We start from the raw sequence: 1,784 nt of genomic DNA on the forward strand, positions 1-1,784 counted from the left end.
GATTAATATGTGGCTATTTAATATCAAATTAAATGAAAAAACTAGAAAATAGTTTTTAGAGGCGAATTTTAAAATGAACTTAGCCACTTCATAAAATAAAAAAACATCATTGCCCAATTTCATGTATTATTGAAGTTCCTACACAATCAATAAAGGATGAAATGACAATGACGCAAACTGAGAATACCACATTTTTACGCAAAGGCAAACACCTTGATTATGAAGAACGAAATAAAATTGAAGCTTGGAAACAAATCGATCGCCCTTTGTCGAATCGTGCAATCGCAAAATTACTCGGACGTGCCCCTCAAACCATTCATAGCGAAGTAAAAGACGGTACGGTTCGCCAAATCAGGCGCCAAGTCCAAAATGGTAAAACCTACGAATATGAATCGTTTGTTTATTCCGCAGATGCTGGTCAAGCCGCTTACGAAAACGCACGAACAAATTCTCGCAAACAACCGAAATGGGTTTCTTCGCCAAAGTTCATGGCGTATGCCGATCATCAAATGAAGACAGAAAAACAAGCGCCTGATGTCGTTGTTGGTCGTGCAAAGAAACTCGGCTTATTTCTAAATGAGACAATCCCTTGTACCACAACCCTTTACACCTATATTGATCTCGGCTGGCTGGAAACAAAAAATATTGATCTGCATCTCAAGGTTCGGCGAAACACCAAGCGATCACAGAGTAGGAAGAATAAAGAAATTCTCGGCGATTTGATCGAAAATCGACCAGATATTGTCGATACTCGTGAACGTTTTGGTGATTGGGAAATTGATACGGTGAACGGACTGTGCGTTGGCAAAGACCAAGCATTGCTTACATTGACCGAACGTAAAACACGTTACGAAATAATCATCAAAATCGATGGAAAAGCAGCTAATCCAGTTGATCGTGCACTGACTGCTTTAAAAGAAGCTGCGGGCAACGATTTCGAAGTGCTTTTCAAAACGATTACTTCAGATAATGGTGCTGAATTCGCTGGTCTAACCACACTTCTTAAAGATATTACGGAAGTTTATTTCACCCATCCCTATTCTTCATGGGAACGAGGGACCAACGAAAATCATAATGGGATGATTCGCCGTTTTATACCGAAAGGAACACGTATGGAAGATGTAGCGTTGACTACCATTCGTCGTGTACAGGATTGGATGAACAATTTGCCGAGAAGAATATTGGGTTACGCCACTCCGCGTGAGTGTTTATTGAACGAGCTATCGGAGCTATCCTTAGCCGCTAGATAACCAACAAAAACTAAATAACCAATGAATTTCAATAAGTGGCTAACTTGCACTTGAAATTTGGGGAATAAAATTGGATATCATTTGATTAAGCATTATCTAAGAATTAAGTGCGCGAAGAAAAAAGCAAAGGGAAGCCAAAGTAAAAAGAAAATGATACAGCGATCAGATTGTTTATTCTTGAGTTTAGAGGAAAAAATTACAAGTATTAATTTTATACTATTTTTATTATGAATAATATCCATGTGATGTGCTTGCAAGTAGTATTATCAATCAGAATATGGTTCATCAAAATAAGTACCTATCCTTTATTAAAGGGGAGCGTCAATAATTTTGTGTAAATGATTCTTCCCTACTGCAGATTGTTTCTAATTCTCAATCAGTTGGCTTAGCATTTGTTCAAGTTCGCCTTCGGCCTGATGAAAGCCTTTATGACTGCGACCTAGGAATTTTTGGTTGTAAGTATCAAAAGACGAGACTAAGAAACGTTCCATCGACTCTTCGTTTTGGAACTGCTCCTTGCGGTGGCTGTATTTC

General features: G+C 38.4%; 1 protein-coding gene and 1 pseudogene. One reads left to right on the top strand and one right to left on the bottom strand.

Features of this window, described 5'->3' with window-relative positions; genetic code table 11:
- The first annotated feature begins 167 nt into the window (after positions 1-167).
- Positions 168-1,250 carry an IS30 family transposase gene (locus A5849_RS02690; RefSeq protein WP_086309941.1) on the top strand — a complete coding sequence of 361 codons (1,083 nt, stop codon included), beginning with the start codon at positions 168-170 and terminating at the stop codon, positions 1,248-1,250.
- A gap of 365 nt (positions 1,251-1,615) precedes the next feature.
- Here A5849_RS02690 and A5849_RS02695 read toward each other — a convergent pair.
- Positions 1,616-1,784 (bottom strand): annotated as a pseudogene (locus tag A5849_RS02695) (IS256 family transposase); the annotation flags it as partial.

Origin of the sequence: Enterococcus sp. 10F3_DIV0382, from assembly GCF_002140245.1 — a bacterium.
Classification (GTDB): Bacteria; Bacillota; Bacilli; order Lactobacillales; family Enterococcaceae; genus Enterococcus_B; species Enterococcus_B lactis.